The 17,033-nt window shown below is 59.2% G+C and carries 11 protein-coding genes and 1 tRNA gene; 6 read left to right on the top strand and 6 right to left on the bottom strand.

From position 1 onward, the window contains the following. Positions 1–25: 25 nt before the first annotated feature. The 6 genes from AB6729_RS05000 to AB6729_RS04975 form a co-directional block, all read right to left on the bottom strand. Entirely contained in the window at positions 26–1,348 is a 1,323-nt protein-coding gene (locus AB6729_RS05000) for a M16 family metallopeptidase (RefSeq protein ID WP_371080465.1), read from the bottom strand. A gap of 28 nt (positions 1,349–1,376) precedes the next feature. Then, positions 1,377–1,973, bottom strand: coding sequence for a GNAT family N-acetyltransferase (locus AB6729_RS04995; protein WP_371080464.1), 597 nt, complete (start codon positions 1,971–1,973; stop codon positions 1,377–1,379). Next, entirely contained in the window at positions 1,973–3,019 is a 1,047-nt protein-coding gene (gene yvcK / locus AB6729_RS04990) for a uridine diphosphate-N-acetylglucosamine-binding protein YvcK (protein WP_371080463.1), read from the bottom strand. Before yvcK ends, AB6729_RS04995 begins: the two co-directional genes overlap by 1 nt. 48 nt (positions 3,020–3,067) lie before the next feature. Next, positions 3,068–4,027 carry a 2-hydroxyacid dehydrogenase gene (locus AB6729_RS04985; protein ID WP_371080462.1) on the bottom strand — a complete coding sequence of 320 codons (960 nt, stop codon included), beginning with the start codon at positions 4,025–4,027 and terminating at the stop codon, positions 3,068–3,070. Positions 4,028–4,113: 86 nt separating this feature from the next. Continuing rightward, positions 4,114–4,704 (bottom strand): tetratricopeptide repeat protein, encoded by a 591-nt coding sequence (locus AB6729_RS04980; protein WP_371080461.1) that lies wholly within the window; start codon positions 4,702–4,704, stop codon positions 4,114–4,116. A gap of 102 nt (positions 4,705–4,806) precedes the next feature. After that, the gene (locus tag AB6729_RS04975) at positions 4,807–5,457 is read right to left on the bottom strand and encodes a DUF4254 domain-containing protein (protein WP_371080460.1); all 651 of its coding nucleotides are present in this window, start codon (positions 5,455–5,457) and stop codon (positions 4,807–4,809) included. A gap of 80 nt (positions 5,458–5,537) precedes the next feature. On the opposite strand from AB6729_RS04975, the gene AB6729_RS04970 reads away from it, so the two are divergent. From AB6729_RS04970 to bcsZ, 6 genes are all read left to right on the top strand, one after another. After that, entirely contained in the window at positions 5,538–6,593 is a 1,056-nt protein-coding gene (locus tag AB6729_RS04970; RefSeq protein ID WP_371080459.1) for a glycosyltransferase family 9 protein, read from the top strand. Positions 6,594–6,602: 9 nt separating this feature from the next. Then, positions 6,603–8,087 (top strand): D-glycero-beta-D-manno-heptose-7-phosphate kinase, encoded by a 1,485-nt coding sequence (gene rfaE1, locus AB6729_RS04965; RefSeq protein ID WP_371080458.1) that lies wholly within the window; start codon positions 6,603–6,605, stop codon positions 8,085–8,087. Positions 8,088–8,221: 134 nt separating this feature from the next. After that, positions 8,222–8,297, top strand: a tRNA-Lys gene (locus tag AB6729_RS04960). Between the two features lie 268 nt (positions 8,298–8,565). After that, complete coding sequence (locus AB6729_RS04955) at positions 8,566–11,199, top strand: cellulose synthase operon protein YhjQ/BcsQ (RefSeq protein WP_371080457.1); 2,634 nt, start codon at positions 8,566–8,568, stop codon at positions 11,197–11,199. Continuing rightward, positions 11,196–15,767 (top strand): UDP-forming cellulose synthase catalytic subunit, encoded by a 4,572-nt coding sequence (gene bcsA / locus AB6729_RS04950; RefSeq protein ID WP_371080456.1) that lies wholly within the window; start codon positions 11,196–11,198, stop codon positions 15,765–15,767. The genes AB6729_RS04955 and bcsA overlap by 4 nt, the downstream gene beginning before the upstream one ends. Beyond that, positions 15,768–16,955: a cellulose synthase complex periplasmic endoglucanase BcsZ gene (gene bcsZ / locus AB6729_RS04945; protein ID WP_371080455.1), complete on the top strand. Its 1,188-nt coding sequence runs from the start codon at positions 15,768–15,770 to the stop codon at positions 16,953–16,955. Positions 16,956–17,033 lie beyond the last annotated feature (78 nt).

Below are 17,033 nucleotides of genomic sequence, written 5' to 3'. Positions count from 1 at the left end.
GCGGCGGATCCGCTGCGTTCGCTCGTTAGCACTGTAGATCGTCGCGTGTAACCTTCAGGTCGCCGAGGTTTCCCAGCAGCGTCAGCGAAATCTTCTCCGGCTGCAGCAATGCAACAGCAAGCCGCTGCACATCGGCGGCGGTAACACGATCCACGTCCGCGATAACTTCGTCCACGGTGTTGAATCGGCCATAGTACATCTGCTGACGCGCGAGGTTGCTCATGCGTGACGAGGAGCTTTCAAGACCGAGAACGATGTTGCCCTTGCTCTGGTTCTTCGCGCGCAGCAGTTCGTCGTCGCTGACAGGTTCAGCCTTGATGCGGCGGAACTCTTCCAGGATCAGGCGCAGCATCTCCTGCGTTTTTTCAATCGAGGTTCCCGCATAGATGCTCAACGCGCCGGTATCGCGGAAGGGCGACAGTTCTGAATAGATCGAGTAAGCCAGCCCAGCCTCTTCACGTACGGACTGGAACAGACGCGAACTCATGCCGCCGCCAAGGATGCTGCTGAGAAGATATAGCGCGTAACGATCGGGATGATCCACGCGCGGCGCAGGCACGCCGAGGCAAATCTGCACCTGCTCCAACGACTTCTTGTTGCGCAGCGTGATGTGCGGTGTTGCTGCCGGTTCGGGAAAGCGCGCTGGAGTGTCTGATGTCGCAGCCAGCGCACCAAAGTAGCGCGTTATCTCCGCGATCATCTCTTCATGTTCCAGATGACCGGCAGCAGAAAAAATCATGTTGGACGGGGAGAAGCGTTCGGAATGAAAACGGCGCACAGCGGCTTCATCAAAACTGGAAACGGTTTTCGCCGTGCCCAGGATGGAGCGCGCCAGCGGATCGTTCTTCCAGAAGTTTGCCGTATGGATTTCGTGGATCAGGTAGTCGGGGTTGTCCTCGTCCATCTTGATCTCTTCCAGCACCACGGACTGTTCGCGTGCAATGTCGTCCGGTGTGAACGTCGGGTTCAGGACCAGGTCGGCAAGGATATTCATGGCGGCGGGCACATTTGTATCCAGCACTTTGATGTTGAAACAGACGGTCTCTTTACCGGTGAATGCGTCCAGGTTGCCGCCGATGGCATCGGTTTCACGGGCAATGTCGCGGGCAGAGCGTGTCGTGGTGCCCTTGAACACCATGTGTTCTACAAAGTGCGAGAGGCCGTTCTCTTCCGCCTGTTCATCGCGCGATCCGGTGCTGATCCAGACGCCCAGGCTGACGGAGCGCACATGCGGCATACGTTCGGTCAGCACCATCATGCCGTTCGGCAGTGCGGTGCGGCGGATATTGCGTTCGTTGGAGGCGGTGGCGGATGCGGCATTCTCCGCAAAGGGAGTGGTTTCGACCATCCTTCCATTGTAGCGAGTCGGAGGGTGATCAGGCCCTGCGATGTATCGGTTCGCCTGCAATACGTTCCAGGAGCTGCGCTTTCACCCCGGGCCAGTCTTCCGCAATGATGCTGTACCACTTCGTGTGACGCGTCGATCCGTCAGGCAGGATCATGTGATTGCGAAAGGTGCCTTCGTATTGCGCGCCCAGCTTCAACATGGCGTTTTGTGAGTGCAGATTCTCGTGGTGCGTCTTAAGTGCGATGCGGCGCAGACCAAGCGTTTCAAATCCGTAGGTCATCTGCAGCAGCTTCACGCGTGGATTCACACCGCTGGAACGCCACGGTTTCGCCAGCCAGGTAAAGCCGATCTCGGCAGCGCGATGAGCCCTCTGGATATCCAGAAAACGAGTGGCGCCCACCGCTTCATCGCCCACAAAGGTCACCCACGGTTCCACCAGCCCTTGTTCCGCCTGCAGAAGAGAATCTTCGACAAGTGTCGTCACGTCCTCCGGCGTTCTAGGGCGCGGATTCATGTAGCGCCAGATGGATTCATCGAGAATGATGTCGGTCAGCGCAGGAATGTGTGTGGTGGACAGCGGCTCAAGGCGAACGCCGTAGCCTTGCAAAAGTGGCGTGTGGTTCATCACGATGGCTCGCGCTCCGTCAGATCCATCAGGGCGTCGGCAACGCGGTCGTAGTCATGGCGCAGCACCGTGTCTTCATGCACAAAGCTGCCGGTGACGGGCGTTACCCCCATAGCGCGAATGCGTTCGAGATCGGCCTCAATGGGCAACTGGCCGCTGCTGGCGTAGTGCTGTAGAAGGGCTGGCGAAATGGGTGCAGTGTTCAACAGTGCAATGTCGAACAGCCGTTGGCCGCCTGTATGCGACTGGATACGTTCCATGTGTTCTGAAGCGGTCAGGCCAATGGATTCATTCGCCTGTGTCATCAGGTTGCCGATGTACACACGCTTCGCTTTGGATGCTGCAATCGCCTCTGGAATGCCCTTCACCAGCAGGTTTGTGATGAGAGAAGTGAAGAGCGAACCGGGGCCCACTGTGATCATGTCTGCTTCACGAATCGCTTCCAGTGCCTCCTGCATCGGAGGTGCATCGGAGGGATGCATGCGCAGTTCAGCAATGCGTTGTTTCGACGCGGTGATGTTCGTTTCGCCATGAACCACGGAGCCGTCATCCATGATGGCAGACAGCGTCACAGGCGAGTTCGTAGCCGGATAGATGTTGCCGCGCGCGGCCAGAATATGCGACGAGGCCTGCACGGCTTTGGCGAAATCGCCTCCGTGAATGGCTGTCAGCGCGGCCAGAAAAAGATTGCCAAACGAATGACCGGAGAGGGCATGCGTTGTCCCGCCCTCAGGGAAGCGGTACTGGAACAGCTTGGTCAGCAGGCGTTCATCTTCGCTGAGGGCTGCGACGCAGTTGCGCACATCGCCCGGAGGGAGCATCTGCAGGTCTTCACGGAGACGTCCGGAAGAGCCGCCGTCATCCGTCACGGTGACCAGTGCGGACAGTTTGCGAATGCGGCATGGTGCGTTGAGACACGTGTCCTTGTTGTGACCATCTCCGTCCGCAGGGTCCACGTAGCGCTTCAGGCCGCGCAGCAGCGTGGAGAGGCCTGTGCCCCCACCAATGGCTACCACGCGAAGCTGCTTTGCTACAGGGTCAGGCATTTCTGGAGTGTACCCGTTCCGTTATACGAAGTTGTTTTCGGTTACGGTTCAATCCCGCAGCAGCGTGGGCGCGGGTTTCCCGCTCAGTACGGCCTGAATGTTGTCCAGCGCCAGCATTCCCATCGCCGTGCGTGTCTCCACCGTGGCACTGCCGATGTGTGGCAGCAGAAATGTGTTTGGCTGGTCGAGATAGCCGGGGTTCAGGTTTGGTTCGCCTTCGAAGACGTCCAGTCCCGCAGAGGCAATCCGTCCGGACTTCAGCGCTGCGATCAGGTCGTCGTCCTTTACCAGTGCGCCGCGTGCTGTGTTGATGACGATTGCGCCAGCAGGCAGTAGATCAATGTTTTCTGTCCGGAGGAAGTGGCGCGTCTGCTCCGAGGATGGCGCATTCAGCGAAAGAAACTGGCTTACACGCAGCAGGGAAGCGGCGTCCTCATGAAAAACAGCTCCCTGTTCTTCTTCCGGCGAGAGTCTGCGTCGATTGCTGTAGTGCACCTGCATGCCGAAAGCGCGCGCACGATGTGCCAACGCCTGACCGATGCGTCCCATCCCATAGATACCCAGCACCTTGCCCTGTAGAGACCATCCCAGCAGGTCCCCCTTTGCGGATGCCCATAGACCGCTGCGGAGCCGCTGTTGCGCCTCGTACGCGCGGCGCGAGGCCCCCAGAAGCAGCAGCATGGCCACATCTGCAGTCGCATCGGTCAGCACGCCCGGTGTGTGCGCGACAGGGATGCCTCTGGCGTGCGCCGCGGCCAGGTCCACGTGATCGTATCCCACGGAAAAAGTGGCAATCACTTTTACAGATTTGGAAAGCAGCGAGAAGAATCGCGCATCCAGCTTGTTCACTGGCGAGACGAGGATGGCATCGGCGCCATCGGCAGCCTGCAGTAGTTCGTCCTGCGTCCACGGCTGTTCGTTGGGATTCCAGCGCGGCTCAAAATCGCGGTTGATGCGCGCATCCACTTCAGGGGTGAAGCGGCGGGCCACGGCAAGGATAGGCTTCATGGATTCCATGTTAGCCGTAGCCGAATCGCACGAAAACCACAGGCCGACAAGATGCCGGCCTATGGTTCGATGCTTAGTTTGGTTTCCTACGCTTCCGGGTATAGCAGTTCCGTAAAGCGAGGATCATCTGCCATGTCCTGAAAGTCGGAGTCGGAGCGGGCCTGGATGCGGTTCTGGCCATTCAGCCGGATCGCCTCCGTAAGCCTCTCCAGGCAGTTGTGCGAGTCGCCGGTGACAGAGGCGAGCACCGCCAGGCCGTAGAACGCATAGTCGGCTTCGGAGTTGCCATTCAGAATCTCGTTCAGGTGGTCCCGCGCATCGTCAAACTGCCCATCGTTCAGCAGGGAGATCGCGTAGTCATACCTTTCTTCCGCGGAAGAGAAGCTCGCCGTCTTACGGTTTGCCTGGGCGACGCAGGCGGCAAGATACATGCGGATACGATCAATGAATTCCGTCGGAGCAATCAGCAGCAGTTTTTCCAGTGACGGATGCGCGGCGGCATAGTTGCCCTGCTGCATGGCGCGGACTGCTTCTTCGTATTGCCGCAGAATTTGCTGCCGCAGTTCGTCCTGCGGAGGTGCCACGGTGCCTGCGATGGTGCGTGAGGGCTTTCCGGCGGCATCATTCTTGCCGGATTTTGCAGAGGTCTTGGAAGTTGCGGTTTTTGCGGCTGGCATGAGTGTCCTGAAAGATTTCCGTATGCCGTTTGTTTAGGGGGAAAACGTATGAACTTGGCAACGGGTGTTCGCTATGCGTTATACGGGAGTGTTGCGACGCGGTCAAGAGCCTGGCATCGAGTTGCGTTTCGCCGCAGCGTACAGCACTGGATTCAGGGTGGGATCGTTATACATCTTCATCTGTCGGTAGAGCTGAAAACGGCGTTCTCCTCGCACCACCTGTTGCCATAGATCGGCCAGGCAGCCGGTGAGGGCTGCGCGTTGTTCCTTCAGAATGGACAGTCGCTGACGGCTGCGTGCCCGATGCTCCTCGGATGCGTCCTGCCGCTCCGTCTCTTCAGCCGTGTGAAAGATCTTCAGGGAGAGAATCGAAAGCCGATCCAGGATCATGCCCGGTGTCTCTGAATGCAACGGCGACTGGGGATTCGGCAACCCTGCGGCGATCAGCGCTGTCATCAACGCGTTGTCTACCTCCTCCACCAGATCATTGCGGCGCTGGTTGGTCTGGTCAATGGCGCGCTTCACATTGGCGATCACCGCATCAGTAGCGCTGGTATCGCGCGCACGATCCTCCAGGTGCCACAGATCAAAGTTACTGCGATGTAAACGGAGCGACAGATCACTTTCAGAAACTGCTGAGTCTGAGACGTGCCACCGTGCGGTGTGCTCCGCAAAACGTAGCGTCTCGGCTTGTGCGTCCAGCAGGTGTGTCGGTTCTGGCGTGGGGTCGTAAGCGGTGTCGGCATGTAGCATGGCAGGTGAGAATGAGTGTAACGGGAATAGGCAGGGGTGCCGCTATCAGTCGCAAAGCACGAAGGGTACTAATCTATCGCTTGGGTAGTCTGGGCGACACGTTGGTGGCGCTTCCATCGCTACATTTGGTGGAACGTGCCTTTCCCACGGCTGAGCGCAGGCTGCTGACCAACTTTCCTGTTTCTGGTAAAGCTCCGGCAGCTGCGGCCGTCCTGGGCGAGTCCGGCCTTGTCCACGGCTACGAGCGCTACACAGTAGGCATGCGTAGCCCACTGGAGCTGCTGAAGCTGGCACTGCGCATCCGCCGCTTCCGTCCGGATACGCTGGTCTACCTGATGTCGGCGCGTGGCACTGTGACAGCCGAGCGCGACCTCCGTTTCTTCCGTTCCATCTGTGGCATACGCAATATCATCGGCGTTCCAGTGACCGAAGACATGCAGCGCTGCCGGGTGGATGCGGCGGGCAGGCTGGAGCCGGAAGCGTCGCGGCTGTCCCGCAACATTGGTGCGCTGGGAGAGGCCTATTTGAATGAGCCTGCAAGCTGGGACATGCGGCTTGCAGAGGAAGAATTTGCCGCCGCCGACCGCCTGCTGCAACCCGTGGCGCATCTGCCATGTATCGCCGTCAGTGTAGGAACCAAGGTGCAGGCGAAGGATTGGGGGCGCGACAACTGGCGTGCTCTGCTATCTCGAGTGGCAGAGCTCTACCCGAACCACGGCCTGGTGCTTGCGGGCGCACCGGAAGAGTCAGAGGCGAGTGAGTTTGCGTCGGATGGCTGGTGTTCCGTTGCGGGCGCCGGTCCTGTCGTGAATCTCTGCGGCAAGCTATCGCCGCGGGAGAGCGCTGCCGCCTTCAGCAGATGCCGCGTGTTTCTGGGGCATGACAGTGGCCCCATGCATCTTGCGGCGTCGGTGCAGACGCCTTGTGTCGCGATCTTTGCAGCGCGCAACAAGCCCCGCATGTGGTTCCCCTTTGGTGAAGGGCATCGCGTGATCTATCACCATGTTGACTGTTGGGGATGCGCCCTGGAGACCTGCGTAGAACAAAAGCGCAAATGTCTGCTTTCTATCACCGTGGACGAAGTCCTGGCTGCACTAACGGCTACCATGAAGATGTCCGTCACAAAGACGTCTTGAAGGAGAGGCATGCTTCCCGAGTTGCACAAGGTACTTGACCTGCTGGAGGATGGCTTCGGCAGCCTCAGCGTGTTGGTGATTGGCGATGTCATGATTGACCGCTACATTGTGGGCGATGTGGAACGCATCTCGCCGGAAGCGCCTGTTCCCGTTCTGCGGCAGGTTCGTGAATATTCCCGGCCTGGCGGCGCAGCGAACGTTGCCATGAACCTTGCCGGGCTTGGCTTGAAGGCCACGCTTGCGGGGTTTGTTGCAGACGACGTTGCCGGAAGGGAACTGCGTTCTCTGCTCGTAGGCTCCGGCGTGGACGCCTCTGGACTGGTCGATTGTGGACTTCCCACGATTGCGAAGACGCGTGTCGTCAGTCGCACGCAACAGTTGATGCGCATTGACGTGGAAAGCCGCGATGAATACAGCGGTACCGACTGCCAGGCTCTGCGCGACTTTGCCACGAAGGCTGTTTCCGCGGTAAATGCGGTCATCATGTCGGATTACGCAAAAGGTGCATTGACGGACACGCTCTGTCATGCCGTTATCGACGCTGCGCGCTCCCGAGGCATTCCTGTCCTGGTAGATCCCAAGACGCGCGACCTGACGAAGTACAGCGGTGCCACCACCATCAGCCCCAATTTGCATGAGCTTAGCCTGGCCACCGGCATCCCGGTGCACCAGACGGACGCTCTGCTGCAGGCAGGGCGCGACCTGTTGAACTCGCTGCAGATGGATTACCTTACCGTCACCATGAGCGAGAAGGGCATCCGCGTGCTTCATGCAGATGGCAAAGGCGAAGAAATTCATTCTCCGGCGCGTGCGCGCGAAGTCTTTGACGTATCGGGTGCGGGCGATACCGTCATCGCAACACTGGCGGCCGGTCTGGCCGGCGGTCTGCAGGTGGGAACTGCGGTGGACCTGGCGAATGTAGCCGCAGGCATCGTCGTTGCCAAACTGGGAACAGTGCCGGTAGCGGCGCATGAGATTGTCGCCGAACTCACCGTCTCCGGCGCCATCATCTCTGGTGAAAAGGTACTGAATCGGGAACGGGCAGCGGCGCGCATCGCTGAATGGCAGGAGTCCGGCGAAACGGTCGTGTTCACCAACGGCTGTTTTGACCTGCTGCATATCGGCCACGTCACCCTGCTGGAAGATTGCCGCCGCTATGGTTCGAAGCTGGTGGTGGCGATGAACACAGATCGTTCCGTAAGCGAGCTGAAGGGGCCCACACGTCCTATCGTGGGCCAGAACGAACGCACACGTGTGATGGCTGCCCTGGGCTGTGTGGATATGGTGGTGCTCTTTGACGAGGAGACGCCGCTGGAATTGATTCGCGCTCTCAAACCGAATGTCCTGGTGAAGGGTGGCGATTATTCCGTGGAGACGGTTGTGGGGCATGAAGATGTTCTTGCTGCTGGTGGCCGCGTGGAGATCGTGCCCACTGTGGAGGGCTTCTCCACCACTAACATTGTGAAGAAGATGACGGCAGGCTGTGCAAAGTAAGCCGGGATCACGACGAATAGCGCGGAGACAGCCTCAGGGAGTATCGCGAACGGTTCGTGTCGCCTATCTGGGCCACTCTTCCACCGCAGGCCGGGCCGACATTCTGATCAGAATCAGGTATTCTTGAATTGTTCGAGAGGTTAGCTCAGTTGGTAGAGCATCGCCCTTTTAAGGCGCTGGTCCTGGGTTCGAGCCCCAGACCTCTCACCATTCCCACCTGATTATTTTCAAACTTTTTCCCGTTACGGTGCTGGGTGTTCCGCGCTGGGTACCCCTTGCAACTTTAGTGGCAGATACGTAGGTTGACTTGAGATGGTAAGGAACGTAGCCTCTCCTCAAGCAGACTGTATTTCGCACCACCTGATGTGCAAACCTCGTCCGATTGCCGGTCTGAAACTGGCGACGGCCCGTTGTGGCCGCTTTTGTTATTGTGCCGGTTTTGAGGATGCCCTTGAAGTAAGGCGGAGAGAACGGAAGCATGGACGATAGCAGCATGAATCCGGCAGAAGACGAACATCTCACGGGAGCTCCGGAGACGCCGGAAGATGTTGCCGTGCTGTACACCTGGGCGAATGTCCACGGTGGAAAGTACCGTGATTTTTCCGCGGAACGCCGCGAACACCGGGCGCAACAGCGTCACCGTGTGGTGGAGGCGCAACGTCAGGCAGAACTGGATGCCGCACGCTCCAGGGAAGAAGCTGCCGCACGTGAGCTGGAAGAAGCGCGCCTCAGGGAGCAGGACGCAGCCGGCGAAGTTGCCCGCAAGGAAGCAGAAGAGGCGCGCCATCTGGCTGAGGAGCGCGCCAGCCATGAACGCCAGGCCGCTCAGCGTCACGTGGAAACAGCCGAAAACCTGAAGCGCGCTCTTGAAGACGCACAGCGGGAGATGGAAGAAGCGCGGCGACGCGTGGAGGAACAGGCGGCCCGTTACGCAGAAGCTGACGCCCGCTACCGCGATTCCACTCGTGAAGAACTGCCCGGCGAAATCAACGATCCCTACTATTACGCAGGTCATTTGGAGCCCACGGCATTTGCTCCGGGCAAGGGTGTTCGCAGTTCCGTTCCGCAGCGCGTCTCCTCAGAACGCAGGATCACGGAAAATTACCACCGCTCGAAGGGGAGCGCCGAAATGCCCGCGGCCACGGCGCCGGAGCGCGATCCGCACGGCCTCTTTTCTTCCGGTATCCGTCCGCGTAGCTCTGGTTCGCGTTCTCCTTACACGGAGAGCTATGCCTATCCGGAACGCCGTACAGAAACCCCGGAAGACACACGGGAGCGCAATCGTCCGGATGAGCTGGATCGTCTGCATCGCTCTGGCGATTCGCACGAATACGAAATTGATGATGCCGGTTACTACGATCACCGGCTTGACCGCAGGAGCGCTTCTTCTGTAACTCCGGCTCCGGCGCGTACCGCTTCTGACCCGAATTCCGCTCCGCGTGATCTGCATATTCCACCGCGCGCTTCTGCTTCCCGGCCGTCCTCTGCATCGGACGAAGGGCCGGACCGCCGTGTGATGCGTTCTGTGGACCCGGAGCCGGGCAATACACACGTGTTGGACAACTCACGTGTGCGCCGTCGCGAGTCGGCAACGGACATTTCCGCGCGCACAACCCGTCGCTCGCGCCAGGAACCCATCGCCCAGCCTGTCAGCGAAGCCGCGGAATATAGTGCAGAGTCTCTGAAGGCTATGCGCCGCCTTCCCACGGATCGACGCTGGTCGGATGCCACATTGCCGCCGACGCATCGGGATGAGCCAGTGCGTTCTCCGGAGGGACGTCCGGAATGGTTCGGACGTGATGCGCGCGTGCCTGAGGCTTCTTCGCGTCAGGAACGGCACGCAACGGAACCGCAGGAGCGTGCCATTCCCAGCGAACGCATTTCCGCCCGGGAAGATCGCTCCTATGGCGAAGAGAGCGTTCGTGAAGAGCAACGGTCGCGTCCATCGGCGTATTCCGGGCAGTTTGTGCCTGCGTCGGATGGTGGATTCAACCTTCCTCCCTTGCCGGATCGGTTTCCTGCTTCCCGGACCGAGACGCGGAGAGACAGCGATCGTCACGAGTTGCCATCTGCACGGGTTTCAGAGACACGCGGTGTCGAACGTATTTCGGACATCCGTGCCATGCGCGATGTTCAGCCGACCACACTGCCTGCCGCTCAACGCGTGGCCGAAGTGCCGCAGGCGAGGCCGGGTTCCAGCGAGGCTTCGAGCCAGCCAGCCTCGCGTCCTTCGGGAGACACCCTGCAGCAATCGCGCGAACGGGTTGCCGCACGATGGTTCGCGCTGAAGGGACTGGTCGGCGGAAACACGGAAACATCCTCAGAGCCGGCACCTGCGCGAAATCAGGAAATTCCAGTACCGACGCTCTGTGTCATGTCGCTGTCCGGCGGCGTGGGCAAGACGAGTATGGTGGCTACCATTGGACGCACGCTGTCCTCCATGGGGGAACGTGTTCTTCTGGCAGACGCCACGCCCCACGGCCTGCTGCCGTATTACTTTGGCGCACGCGAATTGCGGCCGAATGTAGTGCGGACCTTCTCGCCTCCACCGGACAGCAGGGACGCACCGGTTTTCATGGTGAATTACGAGGCAGAGGGCATGCATAACGATGACGAAGGACAGGCGGCACTCCTGGAAGAGATCGCACAGCATGCGCGCGGCACGCAGCGTATTCTGCTGGATCTGAACAGCCCCAGCGCATGGCTGGGTCGCCGTCTTGCAGAAAAGCAGGCCAAGATTCTGGTGCCGATTTCACCGGACATGAACTCGGTTCTCGGCATTAAGAACATGGAGCGCTTCTTTGCGGGAACGCAGGATGCAGAGGGCCGTCCAGTCCGCCCTTACTATGTCTTGAACCAGTTTGATGCCTCCTTGCCGCTTCATCTGGATGTGCGCGAGGTGCTGCGTCAGCAACTCGGCGATCGTCTGTTGCCGGTGCTGATCCGGCGCTCGCCTGCCGTTGCAGAGGCGCTGGCCGAAGGTATGACCGTTATGGATTACGCACCGGAATCGCCGGTTGCGGAAGATTACACGCATCTGGCGGAGTGGGCTCGCAACCTTGCGGCACCAGCGCAGAACAGTATGCGAAGCATCCGCTGGAGTGAACGATGACCGAAACGCGACTCTGGCAGGAGTTTGAGAGCGGCGATAACTATCCCATGCTTCTCCTGCGCACCATAGTGGTCTTCTGCTGTGTGTGCCTTCTGGTATACGCCGGCTTGCTGGAACTCACGTGGCCCCAGCAGGCCATTCTGGGCGTGGTGACCGTTCTCATCGCAATATGGATGGACCGTTCCTCTTCGTCTTACCTCATCACGCTCACGCTGATGATGGCGTCCTGCTATTCCACGTATCGTTACGCTTACTGGCGTATCTCCACGGTCATCAAGTTCTTCATGGACCCCGGCTCTCAGTGGGGCGGGCTGGACGCGTTCTTCATCTTCCTGCTGGTTCTGGCGGAAGCGTATTCGTTCTCCATCCTTTACCTCGGTTATATTCAGACGCTCTGGCCTCTGCGGCGCACGCCTGTACCATTGCCGGATGATCCCGAAGAGTGGCCTGCGGTGGACGTGCTGATTCCCACGTATAACGAGCCTCTCAACGTGGTGCGTTACACCGCACTCGCAGCCACTCTGATTGACTGGCCCGCGGACAAGCTGAATGTGTACGTCCTCGACGACGGCAACCGCGAAGAGTTCCGCGTCTTTTGCGAAGAAGCCGGGATCGGCTACATGACGCGAGATGATAATGCGCATGCCAAGGCCGGTAACATCAACCGTGCGCTGAAGCGTTTGCATTCGCCGCTGGTGGCCATCTTCGATTCTGACCACGTCCCCACACGTTCGTTCCTGCAGATTACGGTGGGCTGGTTCCTGCGCGACCGGAAGCTGAGTATGCTGCAGACGCCGCATCACTTCTATTCTCCGGACCCGTTTGAACGTAATCTTGGCCAGTTCCGTGCCATTCCCAATGAAGGCGAACTCTTTTACGGCATCGTGCAGGACGGCAATGACCTGTGGAATGCCACCTTCTTCTGTGGCTCGTGCGCCGTACTTCGCCGCGAAGCTCTGGATGAGATCGGCGGCATTGCCGTTGAAACCGTCACGGAAGACGCCCACACCAGTCTGCGTATGCAGATCAATGGCTGGAATACGGCATACATCAACATTCCGCAGGCAGCGGGGCTGGCCACGGAACGCCTCAGTGGCCACGTAAAGCAGCGCATCCGCTGGGCGCGCGGCATGATCCAGATCATGCGTACGGACAACCCGCTGTTTGCTCCGGGCCTCAAGGCCATGCAGCGGCTCTGCTACTTCAACGCGATGACGCATTTCCTCTACGGCTTCCCGCGTCTGATCTTTCTTTTCGCCCCGTTGATCTACCTGATTCTGGGCCACACGAACGTGCCGGGTTACTGGGCGGCCATCCTTGCATACGCCTTCCCGCATCTGGTGTTGTCGTCCATGACGAACTCGCGTATTCAGGGTCAGCACCGGCATTCATTCTGGAACGAAATCTACGAGACGGTGCTGGCGCCATACATCTTCCTGCCCACGTTCATGGCCATCATCAACCCCAAGCTGGGTTCGTTCAACGTAACGGCAAAGGGCGGTGTCGTCAGCCGCAGATTCTTCGATTCGCGCATTGCTCTGCCGTTTCTGACGATGCTCGCGTTTAACTTCCTGGGCCTTCTGTGTGCTATCCCGCGCTACTTCCACTTTCCCGGAAGTGGTCTGGTCTGGCCGTTGAATGTTCTCGCGAACATGTATGACGGTACCCATCCCGGAACCATCTTCATGAACGTCCTGTGGACTCTCTTCAACACTCTCATCCTGGGTGTGGCCTGTGGCGTGGCGTGGGAGAGCCAGCAGCGCCGCCAGACGGTGCGCGTGACGATGCAGGTGCCGGTGAGGGTGGAGCTTCCTGATGGAACGATGCTTACCGGTGTGACGGCAGACGTCTCCAGCGGCGGAGTCATGATGGAAACCGACGAAGCCGCGATGGTCGAGGGCGGGGAGCCGGTGCGTATTCACTTCCCGGTGCTCGATGGCGAAGAGTCGCTTCCCGCCACCATTGTGCGCGTTAATGGAACGGAGCTTCGCGCACAGTTCGATCCGCTCTCCATCCCTGAAGAAGAAGCGCTGACGCAGGTGCTGTATTCGCGCGCCGACACATGGCTGGGATGGGGTGAAGCGCGTGAGGCCGACCGTCCACTGAAGAGCCTGGCGCGCATTTTAAGTCTTGCTGTAATTGGGTTGAAAGAAACCTTCCGAGGTCTGATGAACAAGAACGCGGGTAGTGAAAAAAGTGCGCTGAGTTCGGGGATTACCCCACTGGCACTGTTGCTCACGCTGGGGACGCTGTTGGGGCTGGGTGGCATTTCTCTGCGCGCGCAGACACCTGGCATGATGGTGCCGCCTGCGGCGCAAAGCGGAGCCGCAAACGACGCGGTTGGCGCATTGGGGCAGACGTCCGGTTCCGTGCCGCAGCAGCGAGTTATGCCGCCGGGACAGTTTGATAATGTCTTCACGCTGCAGGATGTGGGCGTCGCCGACACCATTGTTCTGCGTGGTGTGGATGCGTATCACTCGATCTACTTTGCCGTGCCACAGACGCAGGTAGTGAAAACCGCGACGCTGCATCTCCGCTTTCACTTTTCGCCGGGCCTGCTGCCTGCGCTGAGCCACCTGAAGGTCTCCGTCAACGGCACGCTCTTCGCCACGCTGCCAGTCACGCAGCAACCGATTCTGGCCACAACGGACCTGACACCGGAAGAGAAGATCGCGGAGAGCCAGAAACTTTCTGTCAAACGTGTCGGCGAGAACAACGCGCTACTGGAAGCCACGCTGGAAATGCCTGCGGACATGCTTGTTCGCGACAACCAGATTACCTTTGAGTTCATCGGCCATTACACGCTGCAGTGCGAAGACCCTTCGCACTCCACGCTGTGGTCTCACGTGGATAACAACAGTTCCATCGAACTCACAGGCAATCTGCTGCCTCTGCAGGACGATTTGAAGTTGTTGCCGCTGCCGTTTTATGACGCCGCGGTGAACCTGCATCCCGTAGTGCCCATCGTTTTCCTGAACCAGCCATCGACCAAGGCCATGCAGGCCGCGGGCATCGTCGCATCGTACTTCGGTATGCTCACCGACTATCGCAAGGTGCGCTTCCCGGTCTCCTTCGGACAGATTCCGCAGGGCAACGTCATCCTGATCAGCGAGAACGCAGGAGAACTTCCGGCATCGCTGAATGTGCAGTCCACAGGTGGCCCCACCATCGCCATGCGAACGAATCCATCCGATCCGTATTCCAAGGTGTTGGTGCTGACAGGCAATTCCGCAGTGGATACAGTCCTGGCGGCGCAGGCGCTGTCGCTGCAGAAGGACATGTGGCAGGGCAACCAGGTATCCGCATCCGTAAAGCATCCCGCTCCCAGCGAGCCAGACGATGCACCGCGCTGGATGCCCACGGATCGTCTGACAACGGTTGGTCAACTGATGCAGACCGGCGATCTTCAGGGCGACGGCTCTGTTCCGGTGGGCGTTTTCATGCGCCTGCCACCGGATCTGTACTACGGTTCACGTGCCAACCTCATCTTCCACATGGACTACCGGTATAACCCGGTGCCACTGGCGAACGAGAGCACGTTGCAGGTCTACATGAACACGGCGTACGTGTCGTCCACACCCATGCCGCATGCAGACCGTGCCTCGGCACGCCTTGAGACGGAGATTCCCGTACCCCGAGTGGACATGCGTCCGTTCTCACAGACCATGAGCCTGAAGTTCGTCTTCCAGATTGCGAAGAAGAACAAGTGCCAGGACACGGCGCCGCTCAACCTGCAGGGAGCCATCATCAAGGATTCCTACCTGGATATCCGTGGTATTCCGCATCTGGCTGTGCTGCCGGATCTGGAGCTGTTCTCCAACGCGGGTTTCCCATTCACGCGCTATAAGGACCTGTCGCAGACGACGTTCATTCTGCCGGACAATCCTGGCGCGGACGAGATTGAAGCCTATCTGACCCTCATGGGCCATTTCGGTGCCGCCACTGGCTATCCCGCCATTGACGTCACGGTGGAAGGCCCCGACGGCCTGAAGTCTGACGGCAAGAAGGACTACATCGTCCTGGGTACCGTGGAGGACCAGACGGCCTTTGCCAAGCTGAACGATCACCTGCCGGTGCAGCCTTCGACCGGAGGCCTGAAGATATCTGATACCCAGGGCTTCTTTGCTCCGCTGGAACACGCATGGTGGAAGGTTCGCTCTTCCGATCACGTGAAGACAGGGGAACTGGAAGTCTCCGGTGGTCTGCCGGACGCATTGATCGAAGGCGTGGAGTGGCCTGCGCGCTCCAATCGTTCGGTGGTTGTGATCGCCCTCCGCGATCATTCCGTCATCCCGGCGTTCCTTACCACCTTCCTCCGTGTCAACTCGTCATCGGACATTTCGCAGTCTGTTGCGGTTCTTCACGGCACACAGTTCGTCTCTTACCGCATTGGCAACGACGTGTATAAGGTCGGTTCGTTGTCGATCTGGACACGTCTCCAGTTGTTCTTTTCCGAATTCCCGGCATCCGTTGTCTTGCTGGTGATCGTGGCCTGCATTCTGCTGGCAGCGCTCATCCGCGTATCGCTCCGTCGTCGTGCACGGTTGCGGTTGCAGGGAGAGGACTAAATGCAGGGAGCACGAAAGGGATGGCGCGATTCCTTCCGTCGCACCGCGGCGGTCGCAATCGCATGTTTCACGTTGCTGTCGCAGACGGGATGCCGGGCGGAGGTTCCGTGGCCGTTCTGGCAGGCCTATCGTGCAAAGTTTGTTGACTCCTCCGGTCGCGTCATTGACCATGACCCGGGCTCCAACGACCGCACCACCAGCGAAGGCATGGCTTACGGCATGTTCTTCGCGCTGGTCAGTAACGACCGTCCTACATTCGAAAAGATGCTCCGCTGGACAGAGGACAACCTTGCCGGCGGTGACCTGACGGCAAGGCTTCCCGCATGGCATTGGGGCAAGTCGCCGGAAGGCCAGTGGAAGATGCTGGATGCGAACTCCGCAGCCGACGCCGATCTGTGGATCGCCTATGACCTGGTTGAGGCCGGACGTCTGTGGAAAGACGACCGTCTTGCGAAACTTGGGACCTTCATGGCCAGCCGCATCGCGCAGAGCGAGGTCGCTTTAGCCCCGGGCCTGGGAACGATTCTGCTCCCCGGTCCGCAGGGGTTCCATCCCGATCAGAACACCTTCATCCTGAACCCCTCGTACACGCCGCCCCAGGTGTTGGCTCGGCTGCGGCTGGATTCACTGCAGGGGCCGTGGGCATCGCTTCTGGAAAGCTATCCCATGTTGATCCAGGGAAGTTCTCCCGCGGGATACGCCATGGATTGGGTCACCGCAGGAACGGGCGTACGTCCCAGCGGCACTCCGGCACAACTTGCTTCCGGCAAGAACGATTTCACTCCGGTTGGCGGTTATGAAGCCATCCGCGTCTACCTCTGGCTGGGCATGTCCGACAAGAACACTGCGGGGATTTCCGAATCGCTGGGATATCTGCAGGGTATGGGGCGATACATGCAAACGGCCACAACGCCTCCTTTGCAGGTGGACCTGACGGGAAAAGTTTTAAATCCTGAGGGCACTGTTGGATTTTCCGCAGCGATGATTCCTTATCTGGCCGTGACAGGACACCAAAGTCAGGCGAAGGTGCAGAGCGACCGCCTTACGGCAAGTAAGGATGCCACCACTGGCCTTTATGGTCACTCCTCTCTGTACTACGATCAGAACCTTGCACTGTTTGCGACCGGTTGGCAGGAAGGGCGTTTTCGCTTCGATCGGGAGGGAAGGCTCAAGCTGAAATGGAAGTAGTGCAAGGCAAATGACTGTTGCATCAAGAGTAAACCCAAAAAAAGTGGGTGTTACACACAGGAAACGGGTAAGATTCTG

It is taken from the genome of Terriglobus sp. RCC_193, from assembly GCF_041355105.1.
Classification (GTDB): Bacteria; Acidobacteriota; Terriglobia; order Terriglobales; family Acidobacteriaceae; genus Terriglobus.
The sequence above is the reverse complement of the archived record's forward strand: the minus strand, read 5'-3'. Positions and strand labels throughout refer to the sequence as shown.